At 71.5% G+C, this 19,157-nt stretch carries 17 protein-coding genes and 1 CRISPR repeat array; of the genes, 5 read left to right on the forward strand and 12 right to left on the reverse strand.

Annotated features, from left to right (window positions below; translation table 11 throughout):
- The first annotated feature begins 158 nt into the window (after positions 1 to 158).
- Complete coding sequence (gene bla / locus ACFHWE_RS03850; protein ID WP_416599191.1) at positions 159 to 1,106, forward strand: class A beta-lactamase; 948 nt, start codon at positions 159 to 161, stop codon at positions 1,104 to 1,106.
- A gap of 65 nt (positions 1,107 to 1,171) precedes the next feature.
- Positions 1,172 to 1,516 carry a DUF3817 domain-containing protein gene (locus tag ACFHWE_RS03855; protein ID WP_416599192.1) on the forward strand — a complete coding sequence of 115 codons (345 nt, stop codon included), beginning with the start codon at positions 1,172 to 1,174 and terminating at the stop codon, positions 1,514 to 1,516.
- 43 nt (positions 1,517 to 1,559) lie between these two features.
- Here the strand turns inward: ACFHWE_RS03855 and ACFHWE_RS03860 are convergent, their stop codons facing one another.
- From ACFHWE_RS03860 to rhaI, 9 genes are all read right to left on the reverse strand, one after another.
- A complete protein-coding gene (locus ACFHWE_RS03860) occupies positions 1,560 to 1,706 on the reverse strand; it encodes a hypothetical protein (protein ID WP_416599193.1) in 147 nt (48 codons plus the stop codon).
- A 300-nt stretch (positions 1,707 to 2,006) separates the two neighbouring features.
- The gene (locus ACFHWE_RS03865; protein WP_416599194.1) at positions 2,007 to 2,138 is read right to left on the reverse strand and encodes a hypothetical protein; all 132 of its coding nucleotides are present in this window, start codon (positions 2,136 to 2,138) and stop codon (positions 2,007 to 2,009) included.
- Positions 2,139 to 2,222: 84 nt separating this feature from the next.
- Positions 2,223 to 3,029 (reverse strand): sporulation protein, encoded by an 807-nt coding sequence (locus ACFHWE_RS03870; protein WP_416599195.1) that lies wholly within the window; start codon positions 3,027 to 3,029, stop codon positions 2,223 to 2,225.
- A gap of 140 nt (positions 3,030 to 3,169) precedes the next feature.
- Positions 3,170 to 4,662: a CRISPR direct-repeat array (repeat unit 29 nt; unit sequence GGGTCCATCCCCGCGTGCGCGGGGAGCAG).
- Positions 4,663 to 4,811: 149 nt separating this feature from the next.
- Entirely contained in the window at positions 4,812 to 5,045 is a 234-nt protein-coding gene (locus ACFHWE_RS03875) for a hypothetical protein (RefSeq protein WP_416599196.1), read from the reverse strand.
- Between the two features lie 78 nt (positions 5,046 to 5,123).
- A complete protein-coding gene (locus ACFHWE_RS03880; protein WP_416599197.1) occupies positions 5,124 to 5,339 on the reverse strand; it encodes a DUF397 domain-containing protein in 216 nt (71 codons plus the stop codon).
- A complete protein-coding gene (locus ACFHWE_RS03885; protein ID WP_416599198.1) occupies positions 5,336 to 6,190 on the reverse strand; it encodes a helix-turn-helix domain-containing protein in 855 nt (284 codons plus the stop codon). Before ACFHWE_RS03885 ends, ACFHWE_RS03880 begins: the two co-directional genes overlap by 4 nt.
- 196 nt (positions 6,191 to 6,386) lie before the next feature.
- Positions 6,387 to 7,880, reverse strand: coding sequence for a rhamnulokinase (locus ACFHWE_RS03890; RefSeq protein ID WP_416599199.1), 1,494 nt, complete (start codon positions 7,878 to 7,880; stop codon positions 6,387 to 6,389).
- Positions 7,877 to 9,973, reverse strand: coding sequence for a bifunctional aldolase/short-chain dehydrogenase (locus tag ACFHWE_RS03895; protein WP_416599200.1), 2,097 nt, complete (start codon positions 9,971 to 9,973; stop codon positions 7,877 to 7,879). The genes ACFHWE_RS03890 and ACFHWE_RS03895 overlap by 4 nt, the downstream gene beginning before the upstream one ends.
- Positions 9,961 to 11,202, reverse strand: a complete 1,242-nt coding sequence (gene rhaI / locus ACFHWE_RS03900) for an L-rhamnose isomerase (protein WP_416599201.1) — start codon at positions 11,200 to 11,202, stop codon at positions 9,961 to 9,963. Before rhaI ends, ACFHWE_RS03895 begins: the two co-directional genes overlap by 13 nt.
- Before the next feature lie 236 nt (positions 11,203 to 11,438).
- On the opposite strand from rhaI, the gene ACFHWE_RS03905 reads away from it, so the two are divergent.
- Positions 11,439 to 11,645, forward strand: a complete 207-nt coding sequence (locus tag ACFHWE_RS03905) for a DUF5988 family protein (RefSeq protein ID WP_416599202.1) — start codon at positions 11,439 to 11,441, stop codon at positions 11,643 to 11,645.
- 33 nt (positions 11,646 to 11,678) lie between these two features.
- Here ACFHWE_RS03905 and ACFHWE_RS03910 read toward each other — a convergent pair whose 3' ends face one another.
- Together ACFHWE_RS03910 and ACFHWE_RS03915 are read right to left on the reverse strand one after the other, a co-directional pair.
- Positions 11,679 to 13,208 (reverse strand): hypothetical protein, encoded by a 1,530-nt coding sequence (locus tag ACFHWE_RS03910; protein ID WP_416599203.1) that lies wholly within the window; start codon positions 13,206 to 13,208, stop codon positions 11,679 to 11,681.
- Between the two features lie 272 nt (positions 13,209 to 13,480).
- Positions 13,481 to 15,073: a glycoside hydrolase family 10 protein gene (locus ACFHWE_RS03915; protein ID WP_416599204.1), complete on the reverse strand. Its 1,593-nt coding sequence runs from the start codon at positions 15,071 to 15,073 to the stop codon at positions 13,481 to 13,483.
- Positions 15,074 to 15,217: 144 nt separating this feature from the next.
- Here ACFHWE_RS03915 and ACFHWE_RS03920 point away from each other — a divergent pair, with 144 nt between their 5' ends.
- Positions 15,218 to 16,498, forward strand: coding sequence for an isochorismate synthase (locus ACFHWE_RS03920; protein WP_416599205.1), 1,281 nt, complete (start codon positions 15,218 to 15,220; stop codon positions 16,496 to 16,498).
- A gap of 114 nt (positions 16,499 to 16,612) precedes the next feature.
- Here the strand turns inward: ACFHWE_RS03920 and ACFHWE_RS03925 are convergent, their stop codons facing one another.
- Positions 16,613 to 17,941: a glycoside hydrolase family 6 protein gene (locus tag ACFHWE_RS03925; RefSeq protein WP_416599206.1), complete on the reverse strand. Its 1,329-nt coding sequence runs from the start codon at positions 17,939 to 17,941 to the stop codon at positions 16,613 to 16,615.
- A gap of 246 nt (positions 17,942 to 18,187) precedes the next feature.
- Between ACFHWE_RS03925 and ACFHWE_RS03930 the strand changes: the two genes are divergently transcribed.
- Entirely contained in the window at positions 18,188 to 19,144 is a 957-nt protein-coding gene (locus ACFHWE_RS03930) for an SDR family NAD(P)-dependent oxidoreductase (RefSeq protein ID WP_416599207.1), read from the forward strand.
- The last annotated feature ends 13 nt before the right edge of the window (positions 19,145 to 19,157 follow it).

Genomic DNA, 19,157 nt, shown 5'->3' on the forward strand with positions numbered 1-19,157 from the left:
CTAAAAGGAAATTGAGCGTTAAAAACCTTGAAAGTTACATAAGGTACTCCGTGCCCCGCTCGAAGGCAGGAGACACGCGGGACCGGCGCCGTCGACACCGCGCGGACCACCCGTGAGACTGCAGAGGGTGACCGTCCGGCGGCAGAGGAGGTGGCGCGGTGCCGTGGTCCACGACCCCGCGAAGGACACTGGCGGCACTGGCCGCGACCGCTCTGGCGGCGCTCACCGGCTGCACCCCCCTGGAAGAGCCCGCCGACCCCCTCGGCCCGTCTCCTTCGGTGACGAGCGCCGAGTCGGCGCGGCCGACGGATCCCCCCGCACCCGTCCGCAGGGACGCGGAGTTCGCCCGGCTGGAGGAGGACTTCGACGCCCGGCTCGGCGTCTACGCCCTCGACACCGCCACCGGCCGGACGGTCGAGTACCGCCCCGACGACCGGTTCGCCCACTGCTCCACCTTCAAGGTCCTGGCCTTCGGCGCCGTCCTGGAGCGGACCCCGGCCGCAGAACTCGACCGGGTCGTCACGTTCGACCGCTCCGACCTGGTCTTCCACTCCCCCGTCGCACAGGAGCACGTGTCCACCGGTATGACGCTGCGCGAACTCGGCGACGCCGCCCTGCGCCACAGCGACAACACCGCGTCCAACCTGCTCCTGGAGGAGCTGGGCGGGCCCGAGGCGCTGAACGGGGTTCTGCGGGCGATCGGCGACGAGACCACCAGCGTGGACCGCTTCGCCCCGGAGATGGCCCAGGCCCTGCCCGGCGACACCCGCGACACCAGCACCCCGCGCGCGATGGCCACCAGCCTGCACGCGTTCGCCCTCGGCGACGTCCTGTCCGAGGAAGGACGCACCGTCCTCGTGGACATGATGCGCGCCAACACCACCGGAGACGGCCTCATCCGAGCCGGGGTCCCCGACGGCTGGGAGGTCGGCGACAAGTCCGGCGCCTGCGGCTACGGCACCCGCCACGACATCGGCCTGGTGTGGCCGCCCGGAGGCGGACCCGTCGTCCTCGCGGTGATGTCGGGCCGCGACCAGGCGGGCGCGGCCTACGACGACGCCCTGGTCGCGCAGGCCGCGGCACAGGCGGTCGGGGCGCTGGCCTAGTCTGGACGCGGCCCCCGCCACGAGCGCCGGGCCGTGCCGTGTCCGCCCCGAGCCCGAGGAACAGCGTGCGCATCGATCCCCGTTGGACCGCGACGGCCTTCCGCGCCGTGGCCGTCTTCGAGGCCTTCACCTGGGTCGGCCTGCTCATCGGCATGGCCTTCAAGTACCTGGTCAACGGCGACGAGACGGGCGTGCACGTCTTCGGCCCGCTACACGGCGGGGCGTTCATGGCCTACGTCCTGCTGACGCTGGTCGCGGCGTTCCATCTGCGCTGGGGCGTGTGGCCAACCCTGGTGGCACTGGCCGCCTCCGTGCCCCCGCTGTGCACACTGGCCGCGGACTGGTGGCTGCACCGCACCGGCCGCCTGGCCCCGGGCCAGCGGGGGCGGGAACCCCGGCCGGTCTCCTAACGGCTCCGGGCACGGACCTCCCGTGCCCGGAACGCACCGACACTCAGTTCTGCGCGCACACGATGATGGGGCCACAGCCGGGACCGTCGATGATTCGAGGCCCGTCGGCCGAAGCCGGACCGATGGCCGCAGCGGCCATTCCAGCGGAGACGAAAGCGGCGACGGCGACACGCGCGATGATCTTCTTCACTGCATTCTCCTCACATCTGCGGAACCGAACCCGGCGCCGCGACCGACAGTAGACATACCCTCTGAACAGGCCGTTCGAAGGATTCGTCAGCCGCAGCACGCCCGATGGCACACTTCACGGAAATCATTGCGCCATCGAATTCAAAAACTGAAAAGAGTCGTTCCGGCCGGGAAACAATCCGAACGAATCGAAAACGAGCGTATCCACCGGCGATTCTCTGGAACAAGGCATGGGCACGAAACTGCCGGTGCCAACGGCGAACCTGCCGACGGCTCCCGGCACAGGCCCGTCCCGGTGCGCTCACAGGCGGGCACGCATGCCCTCGCGCACGCCGTGGGCGTCCCGGATCTCGTGCACCGTCCCATCCGCGCCTCGCACCGTGCCCGTGTACGTGCCGTAGAGCTGGTAGTAGTCGATCGCCGCGACGACCATCTGGTGCTTGACCGCCTTGCGGCCGAGCGGGCGCGGCGGCGCCTCCCGGCCTCGTCGTCTCCGGGAGGCGCCGCCGCCCTCAGGTCAAGCGCCCTGTGCGGCCTTGGCGTCGAGCCACTCCCGGAGCTGCCCGGTGACCGCCTCGGGGTCGACGCTCCCGTGCTCGACGCTCAGGCGCAGCGGCTCCTCTCCGCCCCCGCCGAGGAGTGCGCCCGGCTCCTTGTCGAACTCCAGCACCACGTCCACGCCCGCGTCATCGGTGAAGAAGCTCAGCTCCAGCGAGTCCAGCCCCGCGTACTGCTCCGAGGCCCCGAACACGAACTCCTGGTAGAAGGGCAGCTTCTGGCGGGCACCGCTGACCTCGCCCTTCTCCAGGTCGCTGCCGCGCATCTCGAAGCCCAGGGCGATGAGCGCCTCCAGGACCGCGGCCTGGGCGGGCAGCGGCGTGATGCTCAGCGGGTCGACGTCCTTGCGGTCGAGGGCGTTGTCCATGGCCACGCTGGTGTTGAGGCCCACGTAGTCCAGGAACCGGATGCTGTTGAACGAGGTGACCGGCGCCTCCATGGGGATGGCCAGTTCGAAGGGCAGCTCCAGCTCCTGCCCCGGCTCCAGCGTCACCACCGCCTCGCTGACGGCGTTCTTGGCGACCACCACGTCGACGTTGAGCTCGCGCTTGGACTTCTCACCTTCGAGGTTCTTGTAGGTGATGTCCTTCTCCACGGTGGCGCGCAGGCCGACGGTGACACCCTCGACGGTCTGGGCGACCTTGCCTGCGGTGACCTTGATGGTGCCGGAGACGGTACCGCCCGGCTCGACGCGATCGCTGTCCAGCGTGGACTCCACGGTGGCTCCGCCGATACCGACGGTCGCGAGCATGCGCTTGAAGTTCACGAAGCTCTTTCCTCAGGCCCGTTCTGCCCCTGAGCGCCGCGCGGAGCAGTGGGCCGGTACGGGGGTTTTCAGGGGGAGATGGGCGCTCCTCCCCAGGATGCCGTGTCGGAGCCGTACAGGGAACCACTGGTGGCACGGGCCGCCGTATCCCCGCGTGCGCGGGGAGCAGCTCTCCTCCACGGTCGAACGCGCCGGGCCGGTGGGTCCATCCCCGCGTGCGCGGGGAGCAGGACACGGAGGAGTCCGAGTGGCCCATCCGCTCGGGTCCATCCCCGCGTGCGCGGGGAGCAGGAGGAGGTGCTCAACTGAGGCGGCCAGGAGGCGGGTCCATCCCCGCGTGCGCGGGGAGCAGCCCAACTCCGCCGCCGTGGAGACGAACCGCTTGGGTCCATCCCCGCGTGCGCGGGGAGCAGCCCAACTCCGCCGCCGTGGAGACGAACCGCTTGGGTCCATCCCCGCGTGCGCGGGGAGCAGTCCGCTGTATGTGTCGCATGTGGCCGTGTCGGAGGTCCATCCCCGCGTGCGCGGGGAGCAGCGGGACAGGATCCGGTGGATCTGTAGGACCGAGGGTCCATCCCCGCGTGCGCGGGGAGCAGTGGTTCTGCACAGGCACCGCGCCGCCCTGCTGGGGTCCATCCCCGCGTGCGCGGGGAGCAGGGATGTCACAGCACCCCGGCGTCCAACTGCTCGGGTCCATCCCCGCGTGCGCGGGGAGCAGTTGCTGGCCTCGCGGGTGCTGGCGCTGGAGAAGGGTCCATCCCCGCGTGCGCGGGGAGCAGAAGGTCTACGGCGGCGGCGTCTCCGAGACCCAGGGTCCATCCCCGCGTGCGCGGGGAGCAGGACGAGACGGAGAGGCCCGAAGACTTCTTCGGGGGTCCATCCCCGCGTGCGCGGGGAGCAGTTCGTGGTGCCGCTGCGGTTGATGACGTACACGGGTCCATCCCCGCGTGCGCGGGGAGCAGCCACGTAGACGAGCGAGTGCGTGCCGCCGCTGGGGTCCATCCCCGCGTGCGCGGGGAGCAGCACGGCCAGGTTCTGAAGCTTGTGGACTCCCTGGGTCCATCCCCGCGTGCGCGGGGAGCAGCTGCGGTCTCGATCGTCACCGGGCTCCTCCGGGGGTCCATCCCCGCGTGCGCGGGGAGCAGGGGGTGCGCTACGGATGGCAGTCGTTCGTGGAGGGTCCATCCCCGCGTGCGCGGGGAGCAGGGGGTGCGCTACGGATGGCAGTCGTTCGTGGAGGGTCCATCCCCGCGTGCGCGGGGAGCAGTGCCGGAGAACACGTCGGGGTTCTCCTCCACCGGGTCCATCCCCGCGTGCGCGGGGAGCAGGAGTACGACGACCAGGACGTAGCCCCGTTCGTGGGTCCATCCCCGCGTGCGCGGGGAGCAGGTGCAGCAGTTGGAGGAGTGGGGGTTCCGCCTGGGTCCATCCCCGCGTGCGCGGGGAGCAGGAGTTCGGGTTGAGAAGCTCACCCGCCGGGGTGGGTCCATCCCCGCGTGCGCGGGGAGCAGATGCCGCTGGCGGCCTCGCGGGCGATCAAGGCGGGTCCATCCCCGCGTGCGCGGGGAGCAGATTTTTGGGGTCACGGAGCGTTTTCCCCGCCGGGGTCCATCCCCGCGTGCGCGGGGAGCAGTCTTATTGACCTGGGACTTTATATCGCTGGATAGCCCAAATCTGCAAGCTTTCGAAAAACAGACACAGAGCCCAGAGCCCCACACAAGCCACAAATAACCCACTCTATTTTCGGCCGGTGCTCGTGGTGGGCACCGGACCGGCTACCACCTACAACCACACGAGCTCGGCACGCAGCCGTCGGGCGGTCGTCTCCGGGAGGCTCCCTTTAATGATCGAGCCATCCAAGAGGTTGTAGGTCAGCGTGCAGCCGTCGGGCAACTCCATCCCCCAGGCGAAGGCCCTCCCCTTGTGCTCGCCCCGGGCCAGCCGCAGCTCAAAGAACTCCGCGCCGGGCTCGTCGTGGTACACAGAAGTAGTGCCGTCGGTGTGGTCGTCGTTCATCGTCGATCTCCCCTCGGTCGGCACTGCCCGGGGCGGTCGAGCGCCAACTCACAAGCGCCCCGGGCAGTGGTTTATCGGTCACCGAGTGGGCCGGGCGAATTCGCCCCCCTGCGCCCCGTCCAGGAAGCACTCCCACTCGTGCGGGGTGAAGAACAGCACACTGCCCTGCGGGTCCCGGGAGTTGCGCACGGCGGTCCCCTCGTCTAGGTGAGCCACCTCGACGCAGCCCTTAGATCCCTCACTCGCTTGAGCCTTGAACCATGTCGCGCCACGCAGGTCGGGGGCGGTACTCATCTCTCGTACTCCTCTGCGGCTTCCGTGATGAGAGTCAACGACTCCCGTGGAGACAGCGCCTCCATCTGCAGCCGATCGAAGCGCTCACGGAATTCTGACACCGATGTGCGCTTCTGAATGAAGAGGTTGCCTGCCGAGGACTCGACATACACGTGCTGCTGCACCTCGGGATCTTCGAACTCTATGAGAGTGAAATGGCCGTCCACTCCAGCATGCGCACCCAGAGAGAACGGAACGACCTGCACTGACACATCCGGCAACTCACTCACGGCAATGAGATGGCGGAGTTGGGCCGCCATCGCGGCCCGTCCGCCGACAGTCCTTCGGATGGCGGATTCGTCAATGATCGAGCGCAGTAGGGGAGGCCGCCGTTTCTGCAATACCTCCTGACGCTGCACACGCAGTTGGACTCGCCGCTCGACCGCTTCCTCGCTGGCACGGTGGTCCCCAGCACGCACGACGGCGCGGCAGTAGTCCTCAGTCTGCAGAAGGCCGTGGATCAGGCGGTCCGAGAAGGAGCGCAGGGCCGCTGCCTCCGATTCAAGACCCACATAACTACCGAGCCCCGAGGGCAGCACATCGTCATACTGGTCCCACCAGGCGTCCTCGGCCGCGACCTTGGCCATGTCACGCAGCCGCTGCAACTGAAGCGGGTCCCGCACCCCGTACAGGTCGAGCAGTCCTCGCAGTTCGACCTGTTTGAGAACGCGCTTACCATTCTCCACACGGCTGAGAGTCGGCTCGGACAGTCCGGAGTCCTCAGCCACACGCTCCATCGTGAACTTGTTCTGTTCACGCAGTTTGCGTAGTTCTATCCCCAGCCGTCGTCGGCCAACCGTTGGACTCCCCATGCCCGAGCCTCCTTCGCTCTGCCAGCATGATGACACGATCAGCAATCGAATGAAACCCGCTCATTGAAATTTCTGTGAGCTGTTCGCCCCACTGGACCCTGCGAAACACCATGAACTATCAGAAGGCCCACAGGGCGGACAGCAGAACACCGTGCGGCCCCGCCGGTCTCGGCGGGGCCGCACGGTGCGGGCGCGGTCAGGGCCAGAGGCGCTTGTGGGCCTCTTCCCAGGGCCGCGTGTCGCCGGACGGTTCGTACCGGCGGGTCTCGGTGGAGGCGGCGACGATCCGGCGCAGCTCCGCCAGGTCCCCGTCGATCGCCCCCACGGCGCGGGCCTGCACCAGGATGTTGCCGATCGCGGCGCCCTCGGTGGGCCCCGCGACGACGGGCAGCCCGGTGGCGTCGGCCGTCAGCTGGCACAGCAGGGTGTTCAGCGAACCCCCTCCGACCATGTGCACGACGTCGACCGCCTTGCCGCTGAGCTCGGCGGCCTGGTGGACGGCCCGGCGGTAGGACAGGGCCAGCGAGTCCACCACGCAGCGAGCAACCTCGGCGTCGGTGGAGGGCGGGCGCTGCCCGGTCTCCACCGCCAGCTCGGCCAGGCGCGCGGGCATGTCGCCCGGCGGCAGGAAGCGCGGATCGTTCACGTCCACCGCGCACGACAGCGCGGGCACCCGGGCGGCGCGCTCCAGCAGGTCGGGCAGGTCCACTTCGTGCCCGCGTTCGCGCCAGGTGCGCTGGGACTCCGAGAGCACCCACAGCCCCATGACGTTGCGCAGGTAGCGGACCGTGCCGTCCACGCCCAGCTCGTTGGTGAAGTTGGCGGCCCGGCTCTCCTCGGTGCGCACCGGCTCGTCCAGCTCCACCCCGACCAGCGACCACGTCCCACTGGAGATGTAGGCGAAGTTCGCCGTGGTCGCGGGCACCGCCACCACGGCCGCGGCCGTGTCGTGGGAGCCGACGGCGACGAGCGGCGCCCCCGCGGCCGCTCCCACCGACTCCCGTCCGAGCAGCGGACCCACGACCGTCCCGGGCTCCACCAGGGGCGGCAGCAGGCCGCGCACGGGCACCCCGAAGGGTCCCTCCAGCACGTCCAGGCAGGCGTCCGCCCAGGTGCGGGCGCGCACGTCGACCAGGCCCGTGGTGGAGGCGTTGGTCAGCTCGGCCGCCTTCTCCCCGGTCAGCCAGTACCCCAGCAGGTCCGGGATGAGCAGCAGGTCGCGCGCGGCGGCCAGTTGGGCGTCACCGGAGGCGGCGGCCAACTGGAACACCGTGTTGAACGGCTGCACCTGGAGCCCGTTGACCGCGTACATCCGGGCGGCGGGCAGCCACTCGAACACGTGCTCCGGCGCGCCCTCGGTGCGGGCGTCCCGGTAGTTGACCGGGTTGCCCAGGAGCGCGCCGTCGGCGTCCAGCAGGCCGTAGTCCACCGCCCAGGAGTCGATGCCCACCGAGTCGAGACGGCCGTGCGCCTCGGCGGCGCGGCGCAGCCCCGCCAGGACCCCCCGGTACAGGGACAGGATGTCCCAGTGCAGGGTGTCCCGCCCCTGGGAGGGGACGGAGACCGGGCCGTTGGGGAAGCGCGCCGCCTGGAGGGTGTGCACGCGCCCACCCTCCAGGCGGCCGGTGATGACCCGGCCGCTGGAGGCGCCGAGGTCGACCGCGGCGTGGACGGTGTGCCCTGCGCTCATCGCAGGAACGCGGCGGCCACGCCGCTGTCGACGGGGATGTGCAGGCCGGTGGTGTGCGACAGCTCCCCAGCGGTCAGCGCGAACACGGCGTTGGCGACGTGCTCGGGCAGGACCTCCTTGCCCAGGAGGGTGCGCTTGGCGTAGAAGGCGCCCAGGTCCTCCTCCTTGACCCCGTACACGGCGGCGCGCTTGGCACCCCAGCCGCCAGCGAAGATGCCCGAGCCGCGGACCACGCCGTCGGGGTTGATGCCGTTGACGCGGATGCCGTCCTCGCCGAGTTCGGCGGCCAGCAGGCGGACCTGGTGGGCCTGGTCGGCCTTGACCGAGGAGTAGGCGATGTTCTTGGGGCCGGCGAACACCGCGTTCTTGGAGGAGATGTAGACGATGTCCCCGCCCATCCCCTGCTCCTTCATGACCCGCGCGGCCTCACGGGAGACGAGGAAGGAGCCCTTGGCCATGACGTCGTGCTGGAGGTCCCAGTCGCGCTCGGTGGTCTCCAGCAGCGGCTTGGAGATGGACAGTCCGGCGTTGTTGACCACCAGGTCGACCCCGCCGAAGGCCAGTGCGGCCTCGGCGAAGGCGGCGGCCACGGCGGAGCCGTCGCTGACGTCGGCGGCCACCCCCACGGCGACGTCGGACGAGCCGATCTCGGCGGCGGCCTCCCGGGCCTTGTCCGCGTCCAGGTCGGCGACGACCACGCAGGCGCCCTCGGCGGCCAGGCGGGCGGCGATGGCCTTGCCGATGCCGCTGGCGGCGCCGGTCACCAGGGCGACGCGGGTGGCCAGGGGCTTGGGCTTGGGCATCCGCTGGAGCTTGGCCTCCTCAAGGGACCAGTACTCGATGCGGAACTTCTCCGACTCCTCGATGGGCGTGTAGGTGGAGACGGCCTCGGCACCGCGCATCACGTTGATGGCGTTGACGTAGAACTCCCCGGCCACGCGCGCGGTCTTGGCGTCCTTGCCGAAGGAGAACATGCCCACGCCCGGCACGAGCACGATCGCGGGGTCGGCGCCGCGCATGGCGGGGCTGTCCTCGGTGGCGTGGCGCTCGTAGTAGGCGCGGTAGTCGGCGCGGTACTCCTCGTGGAGCTGGCCCAGGCGTTCGACGGCCCGCTCCAGCGGGGCGTCGGCGGGCAGGTCCAGGACCATCGGGCGGACCTTGGTGCGCAGGAAGTGGTCCGGGCAGGAGGTGCCCAGGGCGGCCAGGCGCGGGTGCTCGGCACCCTCCAGGAAGTCGAGGACCACCTCGCTGTCGGTGAAGCGGCCCACCTGCGGGTGGTCGGTGGAGGCCAGGCCGCGGATCACCGGGGCCAGGGCGGCGGCGCGCTCGCGGCGCTGGGCCTCGGGCAGCGCGCCGTAGCCCGCCAGCTTGGCACCGAAGGGCTGGGGGCGGCCCTTGTCTTGGAGGAACCGCTCGGCGGTGCGGATGATCTCCAGGGAGTTGGCCTGGCACTGCTCGCTGCTCTGGCCCCAGGCGGTGATGCCGTGGCCGCCCAGGACGGCGCCGATGGCCTGCGGGTTCTCCTCGGCGATCTTGGCGATGTCCAGGCCGAGCTGGAAGCCGGGGCGGCGCCAGGGCACCCACACGACGCGGTCGCCGAAGCACTCCGCGGTGAGCTTCTCTCCATCGGCGGCGGTGGCCAGGGCGATACCGGAGTCGGGGTGCAGGTGGTCCACGTGCGGGGCGCGCACGAGGCCGTGCATGGCGGTGTCGATGGAGGGTGCTGCCCCGCCCTTGCCGAAGAGGCAGTGGTCGAAGGCGGCGACCATCTCGTCCTCGCGCTCCTCGCCCGGGTAGACGTCCACGAGGGCGTGGAGCCGGTCCAGGCGCAGGACGGCCAGGCCGTCCTCGGTGAGGGTGCCCAGGTCGCCGCCGGAGCCCTTCACCCACAGCAGGTCGACGGGCTTGCCGGTGACGGGGTCGATCTGGCTGCCTGCGGCGGAGGTGTTGCCGCCGGCGAAGTTGGTGTTGCGCGGGTCGGCGCCCAGCGTGTTGCTGCGCTTGATGAGGTCTGCGACGACGTCGTCGGCCACGGTGCTCCCCTGTTCGGTGTGGTCGGAGTTGTGCGGAGTGCGCTCGCTCACGCGCCCCACCCGGCCTGCTGGCCGCCCTTGCGCTCGTCGATGACGCGCTCGACGTAGCCGGAGCGGGCGTGGGCGGCCATGGGGTCGGCGTCCAGGCCGAGGGACTCGCGCAGCTCGGCCAGCATCGGACGCACGTCGGTGTTGTAGGCGTCCATGAGGACGGCGTTGGCACCGAGGACGTCACCTTCGGCCTGGGCGCGGGCGAGCGCTTCGCCGTCGACGAGCAGGGCCTTGGCGGTGGCCTCCTGCACGTTCATGACGGAGCGGATCTGCCCGCCGATCTTGGGCTCGATGTTGTGGCACTGGTCGAGCATGAACGCCACCTCGGTATCGGCGGCCAGGCCGCCGCCGCGCACGACCTCGTACATGATGCGGAAGAGCTGGAAGGGGTCGGCGGCGCCGACCATGAGGTCGTCGTCGGCGTAGAAGCGCGAGTTGAAGTCGAAGGCGCCGAGCTTCCCGGCGCGCAGCAGGAACGCGACGATGAACTCGATGTTGGTGTGGGCGGCGTGGTGGCCGGTGTCGACGCAGACCACGGCCTTCTCGCCGAGTTCGAGGCAGTGGGCGTAGGCGGTGCCCCAGTCGGGGACGTCGGTGGCGTAGAAGGCGGGCTCGAAGAGCTTGTACTCCAGCAGGATGCGCTGGTCGTCGCCGAGGCGGCCGTAGACCTCGGAGAGGGCCTCGGCGAGGCGGTCCTGGCGGGCGCGCAGGTCGTCCTGGCCGGGGTAGTTGGTGCCGTCGGAGAACCACAGCTTGAGGTCGCGCGACCCGGTGGCGTCCATGACGTCGACGCACTCCAGGAGGTGGTCGATCGCCTTGCGGCGGACCTTGGGGTCGGGGTTGGTGACGCTGCCGAGCTTGTAGTCGTCGTCCTGGAAGACGTTGGAGTTGATGGTGCCGATGGCGATGCCCAGGTCCCGCGCGTGGGCGGCGAGCGCGGAGTAGTCGTCCACCCTGTCCCAGGGGATGTGCAGGGCGACGGTGGGCGCGACGCCGGTGAGGCGGTGGACCTCGGCGGAGTCGGCGATCTTCTCCCAGGGGTCACGGGGGACACCGGGCTGCCCGAAGACCTTGAATCGGGTGCCGGAGTTGCCGAACGCCCAGGAGGGGAGCTCGATGTGCTGGCGCCGCAGGGTCTCCAGGGCGGCCGCCCGGCGGTCGGAGGGAGCTGCCACGGTGATTCTCCGTTCGGATGGGACGGTGGTGGGACCGCCGGGGGCAGGGAGGACCGACGGCATTGAATCGTTTCACTGAGGTTGCGCTGAAGCTACCTTCGGCGCTCCACGCCTGTCAAGAGCTCCTGTCACGGAAAGCACAGAACCCCGACCCAGCAGTGATTGAAACGTTTTATCATCATAGTAGCCCAGATCAGCGTCGGCGATCGACCCCAAGGTGCCCCCGAACCCGCTCCCACCTGGGTAAAGACCGCACCGATATCCGTGACAGTCCTGTGCTCGGGTGGAACGCTGGCCCCATGGACGAGAAACAGAAGGCGGTCCTGTCAGGAGGACCGGACGATCTCACACAGCGGATCGTGCCGGCCCCGCGCGCGGGAGACGACGTGAAGGTGCCGTTCCGCGGAGGTTACGAACACTTCAGCCCCACGGCGCGGCACGAGACGACGCGGGAGGGCGACCTGCCCGTCTACGAGTGGACCTCACGTACGGAGATGGTCTCCTAGGAACGGCGGCGGGCACGGGTGCCCGCCGCCGACTCAGGACACGAGCAGCAGGAGACAGACCAGGAAGAGGACGGCGGCGACGGACACCGCCACCAGGAACGGGGTGTTGGCGGTGATCGGGGGCCGCTGGGGCGCCTCCTGGGAGCCGCGCACCTCCAACTCCCCCATGAACCCGGGGTTGAGCTGGTGCACCATGCCATTGACCGCACGCTCCAGCGACGGGACGTCCCGGGCCTCCTCGACCGCCTGGAGCAGGAGCCTCAGCCGCTGGTCCACCGCGCCGCCCGTGGGGAGCTCCTCGGTGGACTCCTCCCGGGCCGCCGGGAGCGGCGCGATCCGATCCGTGGCCTCGCCGTCCACCGGCGGCGGGACCCGGTCGGTCTCCTCGTCGTCCACCGGTGGCTGCGCAGACCGGTTCACGGGCTCCTTCCGGGCCGCCGGGAGCGGCGCGATCCGGTCGGTGGCCTCACCGCCCGCGAGCGACTCCGTGGCCTCCTCGTCCACCGGCGGCGGGATCCGATCCGCCTCCTCGCCGTCCGTCGGCCGCGGCGGAACCCGCTCCGTAGCCTCCTCACCGGCCGCCCGCACGGCCGGGGCCGATCCGGTGGCCATGCCCTCCTGCGCGGCCCGGGCGTGCAGGCGCTCCAGCACCCTCGCGTAGGCGCCGTCGGGGTCGGCGGTGAGGACGCGCCACTCCTCCTCGGAGAGGATCTCGTCCCCGGAGTTGAGCCGGTTGGTCAGCCACCCGGCGACATCACGGTAGGCACCGTGGGGGCGGGGCGGCGCGGAGAGGTCGACCAGGCCCGACCCGTTGACCCGCATACCCCGGTACGGGGGGCGGAAGGCGATCCGCGGCGGCACGAGGCCGCTCTCCTCGTGCGTGGGCCAGGGCTCGTGGGTGGCGAACGACCAGTCGATCCCGGGGAACCGCGGCCGGGAACCGCGACCGAGGACGCGGTACAGCGCCCGGTACAGCCCCCACATGAGCACGATCCGCTCCTGCTGCTCCAGTTCCCTGGTGCCGTAGGAGGTGAGGACGTCGACGGGGGAGAACGGGTCGGCCAGCACCGCGGTGACGAGGTTGACCAGCGCGGGGTGGGCCAGGGCGTCGCTGTCCAGGGTGCTGTTGATGTGCACCGCCTGCTCCCGGCTCGGCAGGCCCACGGCCTGGAGGGAGCCCCAGCCCGGGGGCGCGTCCGCGGTCCCTCCCAGCCAGTCGCTGGCGGCGCAGATCAGCGCCATCGTGGGGGTGACGTTCGTACCGAACAGGGCCCGTGCGGTACCCCCCCGGCCACCGCTCTCGGGGAGGCGGTACAGCAGCACCCCCTGGCCGTCGTCGAAGCGCCGGTACCAGTACCCGGTCCGGGCCTGGCCGGCGGCGAACCGCGGTACTGCGACGGAGGCGAGCCGGTTGTTCCAGGTGGCCAGCCGATCGTGGTCCGCCCGCGTCCCGGGCAGGGACGTGGCGCTGGGTCCGGGCCCGGGACCCAGCAGGCCGCCCTCGCCGCTGAAGTGGATCTGGTGCATGGCGCCGCTGGCCGTGCTCTGCGTGCCGGTCAACATCCCACCCTTCGTGCGCGCGGAGGGGGCCGCGCACAGAAGAGGAGTGTACGGTCCCCCTTCCCGGCCATCAATAACGGCCTCGGGGACAGGACCGGTGCTCCGGCACCATTCCCCGTGCCCGGACGGTCCGGAACGCTCTCCGCACCGGCGAGGGGGCACCCACACGAAGACGTGCACTCGGACTCCCCTGTCCTGATCAGGGAAAACGAAACAAGGGGGTACGAACGTCCCCGCCGGCCTCAGGAGAGTTCCGGTCTTCCCGTGCCCATCCCCTAACCGTCGACGGCGGCGACCCCGCCGACCGGCCCTTCGAGCCGGTAGTCGTCCAGGGCGGTGACCGCGTACCCCGAGCCCGCACCGGCCGGAGCCGGGTCGGTCAGGGCGGTGCCCCCGGTGACGCCGACCAGGTTCTCCGGTGCCACGGCCGCGCAGGCATCCTCCTCCGCGACGTCGGGCAGGCGGTACACCGCGTAGAAGCGGGCGCCCTCGGCCGCTTCCCAGGACACCTCGACCCCCTCCCCGGCAGAGGCGGCGGCCACTCCGCCGACCGGGCCGGTCAGGGACCCCTGGTCGGCGGGGGCGGTCGCCACGGGCAGCACCGGGCGGGTGTAGTGCGTGCGCGCGAGGTACCCGTAGGCGTCGGCGGCGTTCCCGCGCAGGCTGCCCAGGGAGAAGTAGACGTCGCCGGCGACACCGGGCAGGTCGGCGGAGTAGTCGAGCTGCGCGCTCAGCGCGTCCTCGCCCCGCCAGTGGTCGTCACCCGCCTTGTAGGCGGCCTGGCCGATGTACAGGTCCACACCGGTGCCCGCCACCTGTGCCGACCACCAGTCCGCCAGGACCTCGTAGTCGGCGATGTCGAGTCCGCGGTACCAGTAGAGCTGCGGGGTGACGTAGTCGACCGTGCCCTCCCGGATCCAGGCCAGGGTGTCGGCGTGCTGGGCGCTGTAGGACTCCAGCCCCGAGGTGGCCGACCCGTCCGGGTCGCTGTCGTCATTGCGCCAGATGCCGAACGGGGAGATGCCGAAGCTCACCCACGGCTCGGTCTCCTCGATTCCGGCGTGCACGTCGGCGACGAGCCGGTTCACGTTGTCCCTGCGCCAGTCGTCGCGGTCGTCGAAACCGTCGCCATGGGCCTGCCAGGTGGCGTCGTCGTCGAAGACCGCCCCCTCCTTCGGATAGGGGTAGAAGTAGTCGTCGAAGTGCACGCCGTCCACGTCGTAGCGCTCGACCACGTCGAGGATGACGCCGGTGACCCACGCGCGCACCTCGGGTTCGCCGGGGTCGAAGTAGGCCTCGTCGCCGTGCTCGACCACCCAGTCGGGGTTCTCCACGGCCGGATGGCCGTCGGCGAGGTCCGATACGTCGGTGTCCTGGAACCCGATCCGGTAGGGGTTGAACCACGCGTGCAGTTCCAGACCGCGCTCGTGGGCGCCCGCCACCGCGTACTCCAGCGGGTCGTACCCGGGGTCGCCGCCCTGCTCGCCGGTGAGGTAGCGCGCCCACGGCTCCAGATCGGAGGCGTAGACCGCGTCGGCGGTGGGCCGCACCTGGAGGAAGACGGCGTTCAGGCCCAGGTCGGCGGCGGCGTCGAGGTGGCCGTCGAGCTCCTCGCGCTGCTCGTCGGCGGACAGCCCTGCTTCGGAGGGCCAGTCGATGTTGCGGACCGTGGTGAGCCAGGCACCGCGCATCGCGCGCTTGTCGGGGGCGTCCGCACACGCGGCGAGGCCCACGGGGTCCTGCTCGCCCTCCGCGTCCCCGCCGCCGTTCCCGTCACCGTTCCCAGCAGCGGCACACCCCGCCAACAACAGCGCCGTGGCCACGGCCGCAGCCGCCGACGATGCCCCGCTCCGCGTGCCCCTGACCATAAGACCGCCCCTCCAGTACTCTCCCGCATCACCCGCCACAGGGGACTGAACCCGACCGCGGAGCGGAGGTCAAGTCCGGGCCCTTCCTGAGCAGGCAGGGCACCCACGACCGAGCGGCGGGGAGAGGTCCTACACTCGGTTCCCGTGAACGCCCTCCCGCCCCCGCCGAAACTGTTCGTCCGTACCGTCCCCGTGCCCGACGACGCGGAGAGCCTGGTGCGCCGTCTGCCGCCCGAGGCCCCGCTGGCCTGGCTGAACGGCGGCGAGGGCATCGTGGGATGGGGCACGGCCGCGCGGCTGGACGTGGGCGGCGCGCCCGAGCCGGCCGTGCCCACCGACACCGGCCGGTTCGCGGAGGGCGCGCGCTGGTTCGCCGGGCTGCGGGAGCACGCCGTCGTCGAGGACGGGGTCGCCCTCCCCGGGACCGGTCTGGTCGCCTTCGGCACCTTCACCTTCGCCCCCGCCTCCGAGGGCTCCGCGCTGGTGGTCCCGCGGGTCCTGGTCGGCAGGCGCGGCGGCCGGGCCTGGATGACCACCGTGGGAGGGGAACCTGCGGGGGGTCCCGACGCGCTCCCCGCCCCCTTTTCCGCCGCGCGGCCGGTGGGCCCCCTCTCCTGGGAGCCGGGGTCGCTCACCGGCGGCGCGTGGACGGACGCCGTCGGCGGCACCGTCGAGCGCATCCGCTCCGGCCTGCTCGACAAGGCGGTCCTGGCCCGCGACGCCGTCGCCGTCGCCGAGGCCCCCATCGACGTGCGCACCCTCCTGGAGCGGCTGCGGCTGCGCTACCCCGGCTGCTTCACGTTCTCCGTGGACGGCATGGTGGGCGCCACACCGGAACTGCTGCTGCGCCGCGAGGGGGACCGGCTGACCTCCCTGGTCCTGGCCGGGACGCGGCCACGCGGCCGGGACGCCGGGGAGGACCGGCGCCTGGCCGAGGAGATGGTGTCCTCACCCAAGGACGTCGAGGAGCACCGGCTGGCCGTGGACTCCCTGCGCACCGCGCTGGGTCCGCTCACCCGGGAACTGGACGTGCCCGACACACCGGAACTGCTCGCCCTGGCCAACGTCCAGCATCTGGCCACCCCGGTCAGCGCTCGGCTGGCGCCCGGCGTGTCGGCGCTGGAGGCGGTGGCCGCCCTGCACCCCACGGCCGCGGTCGGGGGGACGCCCACCGCGGACGCCATGCGGCTGATCGCCGAGGTCGAGGGGATGGACCGTGGCGGGTACGCGGGGCCGGTGGGCTGGCTCGACGGTGCGGGCAACGCCGAGTGGGGTATCGCGCTGCGCTCGGCGCGTGTGGAGGGGGCGCGGGCCCGGCTGTTCGCCGGCTGCGGGATCGTGGCCGGTTCGGACCCGCGGGCGGAGCTGGCCGAGACCGAGGCGAAGTTCCGGGTGATGCGCGAGGCCCTCGCCGACCCGCGCTGATCGGGGCCGGTGGACGGGTGCGCCCCGCTGGAGGCACACGGGGCGCACCCGCGTTCGGAGGAGGCGTGACGGTACCGACCGCCGTGCGGTTCAGGCGTCACGCCCGAGGCGGCCTCACCCGGCGGAGCACACCGGGTCCGGCACCCCGTTGGTGCCGCTGTGGCTGCCGGTGAAGCCGAACTCGGCGGTGTCGCCGGCGCCGAGCGTGCCGTTCCAGCCGCTGTCGGAGGCGGTCACCCGCGACCCGCTGCCGCTGATCTGGGCGTTCCACCCGTGGTTGACGCTCTGGCCGTCGGTGTAGTCCCACACCACGGTCCAACCCGAGACGGGGGTGTGGGCGGTGACGGTCACCGCCGCCTGGAAGCCGCCCGACCACTGGGAGACGATCTCGTACTCGGCGGTGCAGTCCCCGCCGGGGTCGGTCGGGTCGTCCGTGGGCTCCTCCGTGGGCTCGTCGGTGGGCTCGTCGGTCGGCTCCTCGGTGGGGTCGGGGGCGTCGACCGCCAGGTCGTAGGCGGCCTGGGGCACGAACTGCCCGGCGGGAGCGATGCAGCCGTCGGCCTCACCGGGAAGCTTGGTCCACAGGAAGGCGTCGATGAGCGGGTTCCCGGTGTCCGTCGTGCTGGGGGTGCCGATCATCCGCCCCGGCGGGTCGCACCACTCGTTGCCGGGAGCGGGGCCGTTGCCGTTGCGGCTGGTGTCGATCACGGCGCCCAGCCCGGACACCCCGGTCGCGGCGATGATCGCCTCGGCGTAGGCGACCTCATCGTGGGTGTGGTTGTAGTTGGAGGTGTTGGTGGCGATGCCGTGGGCGCTGTCGGCGATGTCGGCGCCGTTGAGCAGCTCGGCGGCCCGCTGGGGGGACAGCCAGGCGGAGTTCCCGATGTCGAAGTAGACCCGGGCCTGGGAGGAGCCCGCCATGAGCGCCTGGCCCGCGTAGGCCATCGAGTCCAGGAGTTCGGTGGGGTCGCTGCACCCGCTCACCAGCGGAAGCGCGTCGGGTTCCAGGACGATGGTGGCGGGGCGGCCCTCCAGCCCGGCGGCCACCTCGTCCACCCAGGCGCGGTAGGACGCGTGGTCGGGCGCTCCGCCACTGCTGTGGTTGCCGCAGTCGCGGCCGGGGATGTTGTAGACGACCATGATGGGGACCTGGTCCTGGGCGTCGGCGGCGCCGACCAGGGCGTCGACCTCGCCGCGGACCTCGTCGGGGTTGTACTGGGTGAACCAGGTGGCCTGGGCGACCGAGGCGATGCGGTCGCCGATGACGTCGGCCCGGGGGTCGCCGGGGTTCTCCTGGACCCAGACGGCGGCCGAGGTGTCGGGGTTGACGTAGAACTCGCTCTCGTCGGCCGAGGCCGGCACCGTGCCGAGCAGTGCCACCGTGGTGGCCAGGGCCGCGGCGGCGGCCAAGGTGCCTCCTGCGGCCGTTCGTGTTCGAGACATGACTCTATTCCTTCGCAAACTCTCCCCGTCGCGTTCCTCCGGCCCGCCGGTCGTCCCGCCGGGCTTCTGGAAAGGCGCCCCTGGGGGGTGGGAGCGCTCCCAGTCACCGGGAGGCTACACCGAGCGCCTCTCCGTGACTAGGGGGGCTGAGAAGGTGTCCCGTCCGCCGCCACGCGGACGCTCGGCTCGGGACCTCGGGAGTGTCCGGTTGACCTGGAGCGCAGTCCAGGTCCTAGTGTTCGGGCCATGACGACACCGCAGCAGATGATCGGTTCCGGCTTCGGCGCGCACAGCACCGCCGAGGAGGTCCTGGAGGGGATCAACCTCACCGGACGGACGGCCGTGGTCACCGGCGGATACTCGGGGATCGGCCTGGAGACGACCCGGGCCCTGGCCGCCGCGGGCGCACGGGCGGTGGTCCCCGCGCGGCGCCCGGAGGCGGCGGAGCGGGAACTGGCCGGGATCCAGGGCACCGAGGTCGACGCCCTGGACCTGTCCGACCTGGACAGCGTGCACGCCTTCGCCGACCGGTTCCTGGCCACGGGCCGCACGATCGACATCCTCATCGACAACGCCGGTGTCATGGCCTGCCCCCGGTGGACGGCGGGCCCCGGCTGGGAGTACCAGTTCGCCGCCAACCACCTCGGGCACTTCGCCCTCACCAACCGGCTGTGGCCCGCCCTCGCAGACGGGGGCGCACGGGTCGTGTCGGTCTCCTCGGCCGGACACCACAACTCGCCGATCCGATGGGACGACCCGTGGTTCGAGGGCGGCTACGACCGGTGGCTGGCCTACGGCCAGGCCAAGACGGCCAACGTGCTCTTCGCCGTCCACCTCGACCGACTGGGCGAGGCGTCCGGGGTGCGGGCGTTCTCCCTGCACCCGGGGGCGATCCTCACACCGCTGCAGCGCCACATGGCCCGGGAGGAGATGGTGGCCAACGGGTGGATCGACGAGGACGGCGCCCTGGCCGACCCCTCGTTCAAAACCGCCGAGCAGGGCGCGGCCACGCAGGTCTGGGCCGCCACCTCGCCCCGCCTGGCGGGGATGGGCGGTGTCTACTGCGAGGACTGCGACGTCTCCGTGCCCGCGGGGACCGACGGTACGCGCCCCGGGGTGCGCCCCTACGCCGTCGACCCCGGACAGGCCGAACGGCTGTGGGCGTTCTCCGCCGGACTCACGGGTGTGGACGCCTTCGCCTGAGGCGGGGCCCGCC

The organism is Nocardiopsis sp. LOL_012 (genome assembly GCF_048060475.1).
GTDB lineage: Bacteria > Actinomycetota > Actinomycetes > Streptosporangiales > Streptosporangiaceae > Nocardiopsis.

What these genes read in the sequence shown, in the direction of transcription:
- ACFHWE_RS03865 (WP_416599194.1), bottom strand. Translation starts at nt 2,138, where the DNA reads ATGGTCGTCGCGGCGATCGACTACTACCAGCTCTACGGCACGTACACG.
- ACFHWE_RS03915 (WP_416599204.1), bottom strand. Translation starts at nt 15,073, where the DNA reads ATGGTCAGGGGCACGCGGAGCGGGGCATCGTCGGCGGCTGCGGCCGTG.
- ACFHWE_RS03875 (WP_416599196.1), bottom strand. Translation starts at nt 5,045, where the DNA reads ATGAACGACGACCACACCGACGGCACTACTTCTGTGTACCACGACGAG.
- ACFHWE_RS03890 (WP_416599199.1), bottom strand. Translation starts at nt 7,880, where the DNA reads ATGAGCGCAGGGCACACCGTCCACGCCGCGGTCGACCTCGGCGCCTCC.
- rhaI (WP_416599201.1), bottom strand. Translation starts at nt 11,202, where the DNA reads ATGCCGTCGGTCCTCCCTGCCCCCGGCGGTCCCACCACCGTCCCATCC.
- ACFHWE_RS03880 (WP_416599197.1), bottom strand. Translation starts at nt 5,339, where the DNA reads ATGAGTACCGCCCCCGACCTGCGTGGCGCGACATGGTTCAAGGCTCAA.
- ACFHWE_RS03885 (WP_416599198.1), bottom strand. Translation starts at nt 6,190, where the DNA reads ATGGGGAGTCCAACGGTTGGCCGACGACGGCTGGGGATAGAACTACGC.
- ACFHWE_RS03905 (WP_416599202.1), top strand. Translation starts at nt 11,439, where the DNA reads ATGGACGAGAAACAGAAGGCGGTCCTGTCAGGAGGACCGGACGATCTC.
- ACFHWE_RS03925 (WP_416599206.1), bottom strand. Translation starts at nt 17,941, where the DNA reads ATGTCTCGAACACGAACGGCCGCAGGAGGCACCTTGGCCGCCGCCGCG.
- ACFHWE_RS03930 (WP_416599207.1), top strand. Translation starts at nt 18,188, where the DNA reads ATGACGACACCGCAGCAGATGATCGGTTCCGGCTTCGGCGCGCACAGC.
- ACFHWE_RS03910 (WP_416599203.1), bottom strand. Translation starts at nt 13,208, where the DNA reads ATGTTGACCGGCACGCAGAGCACGGCCAGCGGCGCCATGCACCAGATC.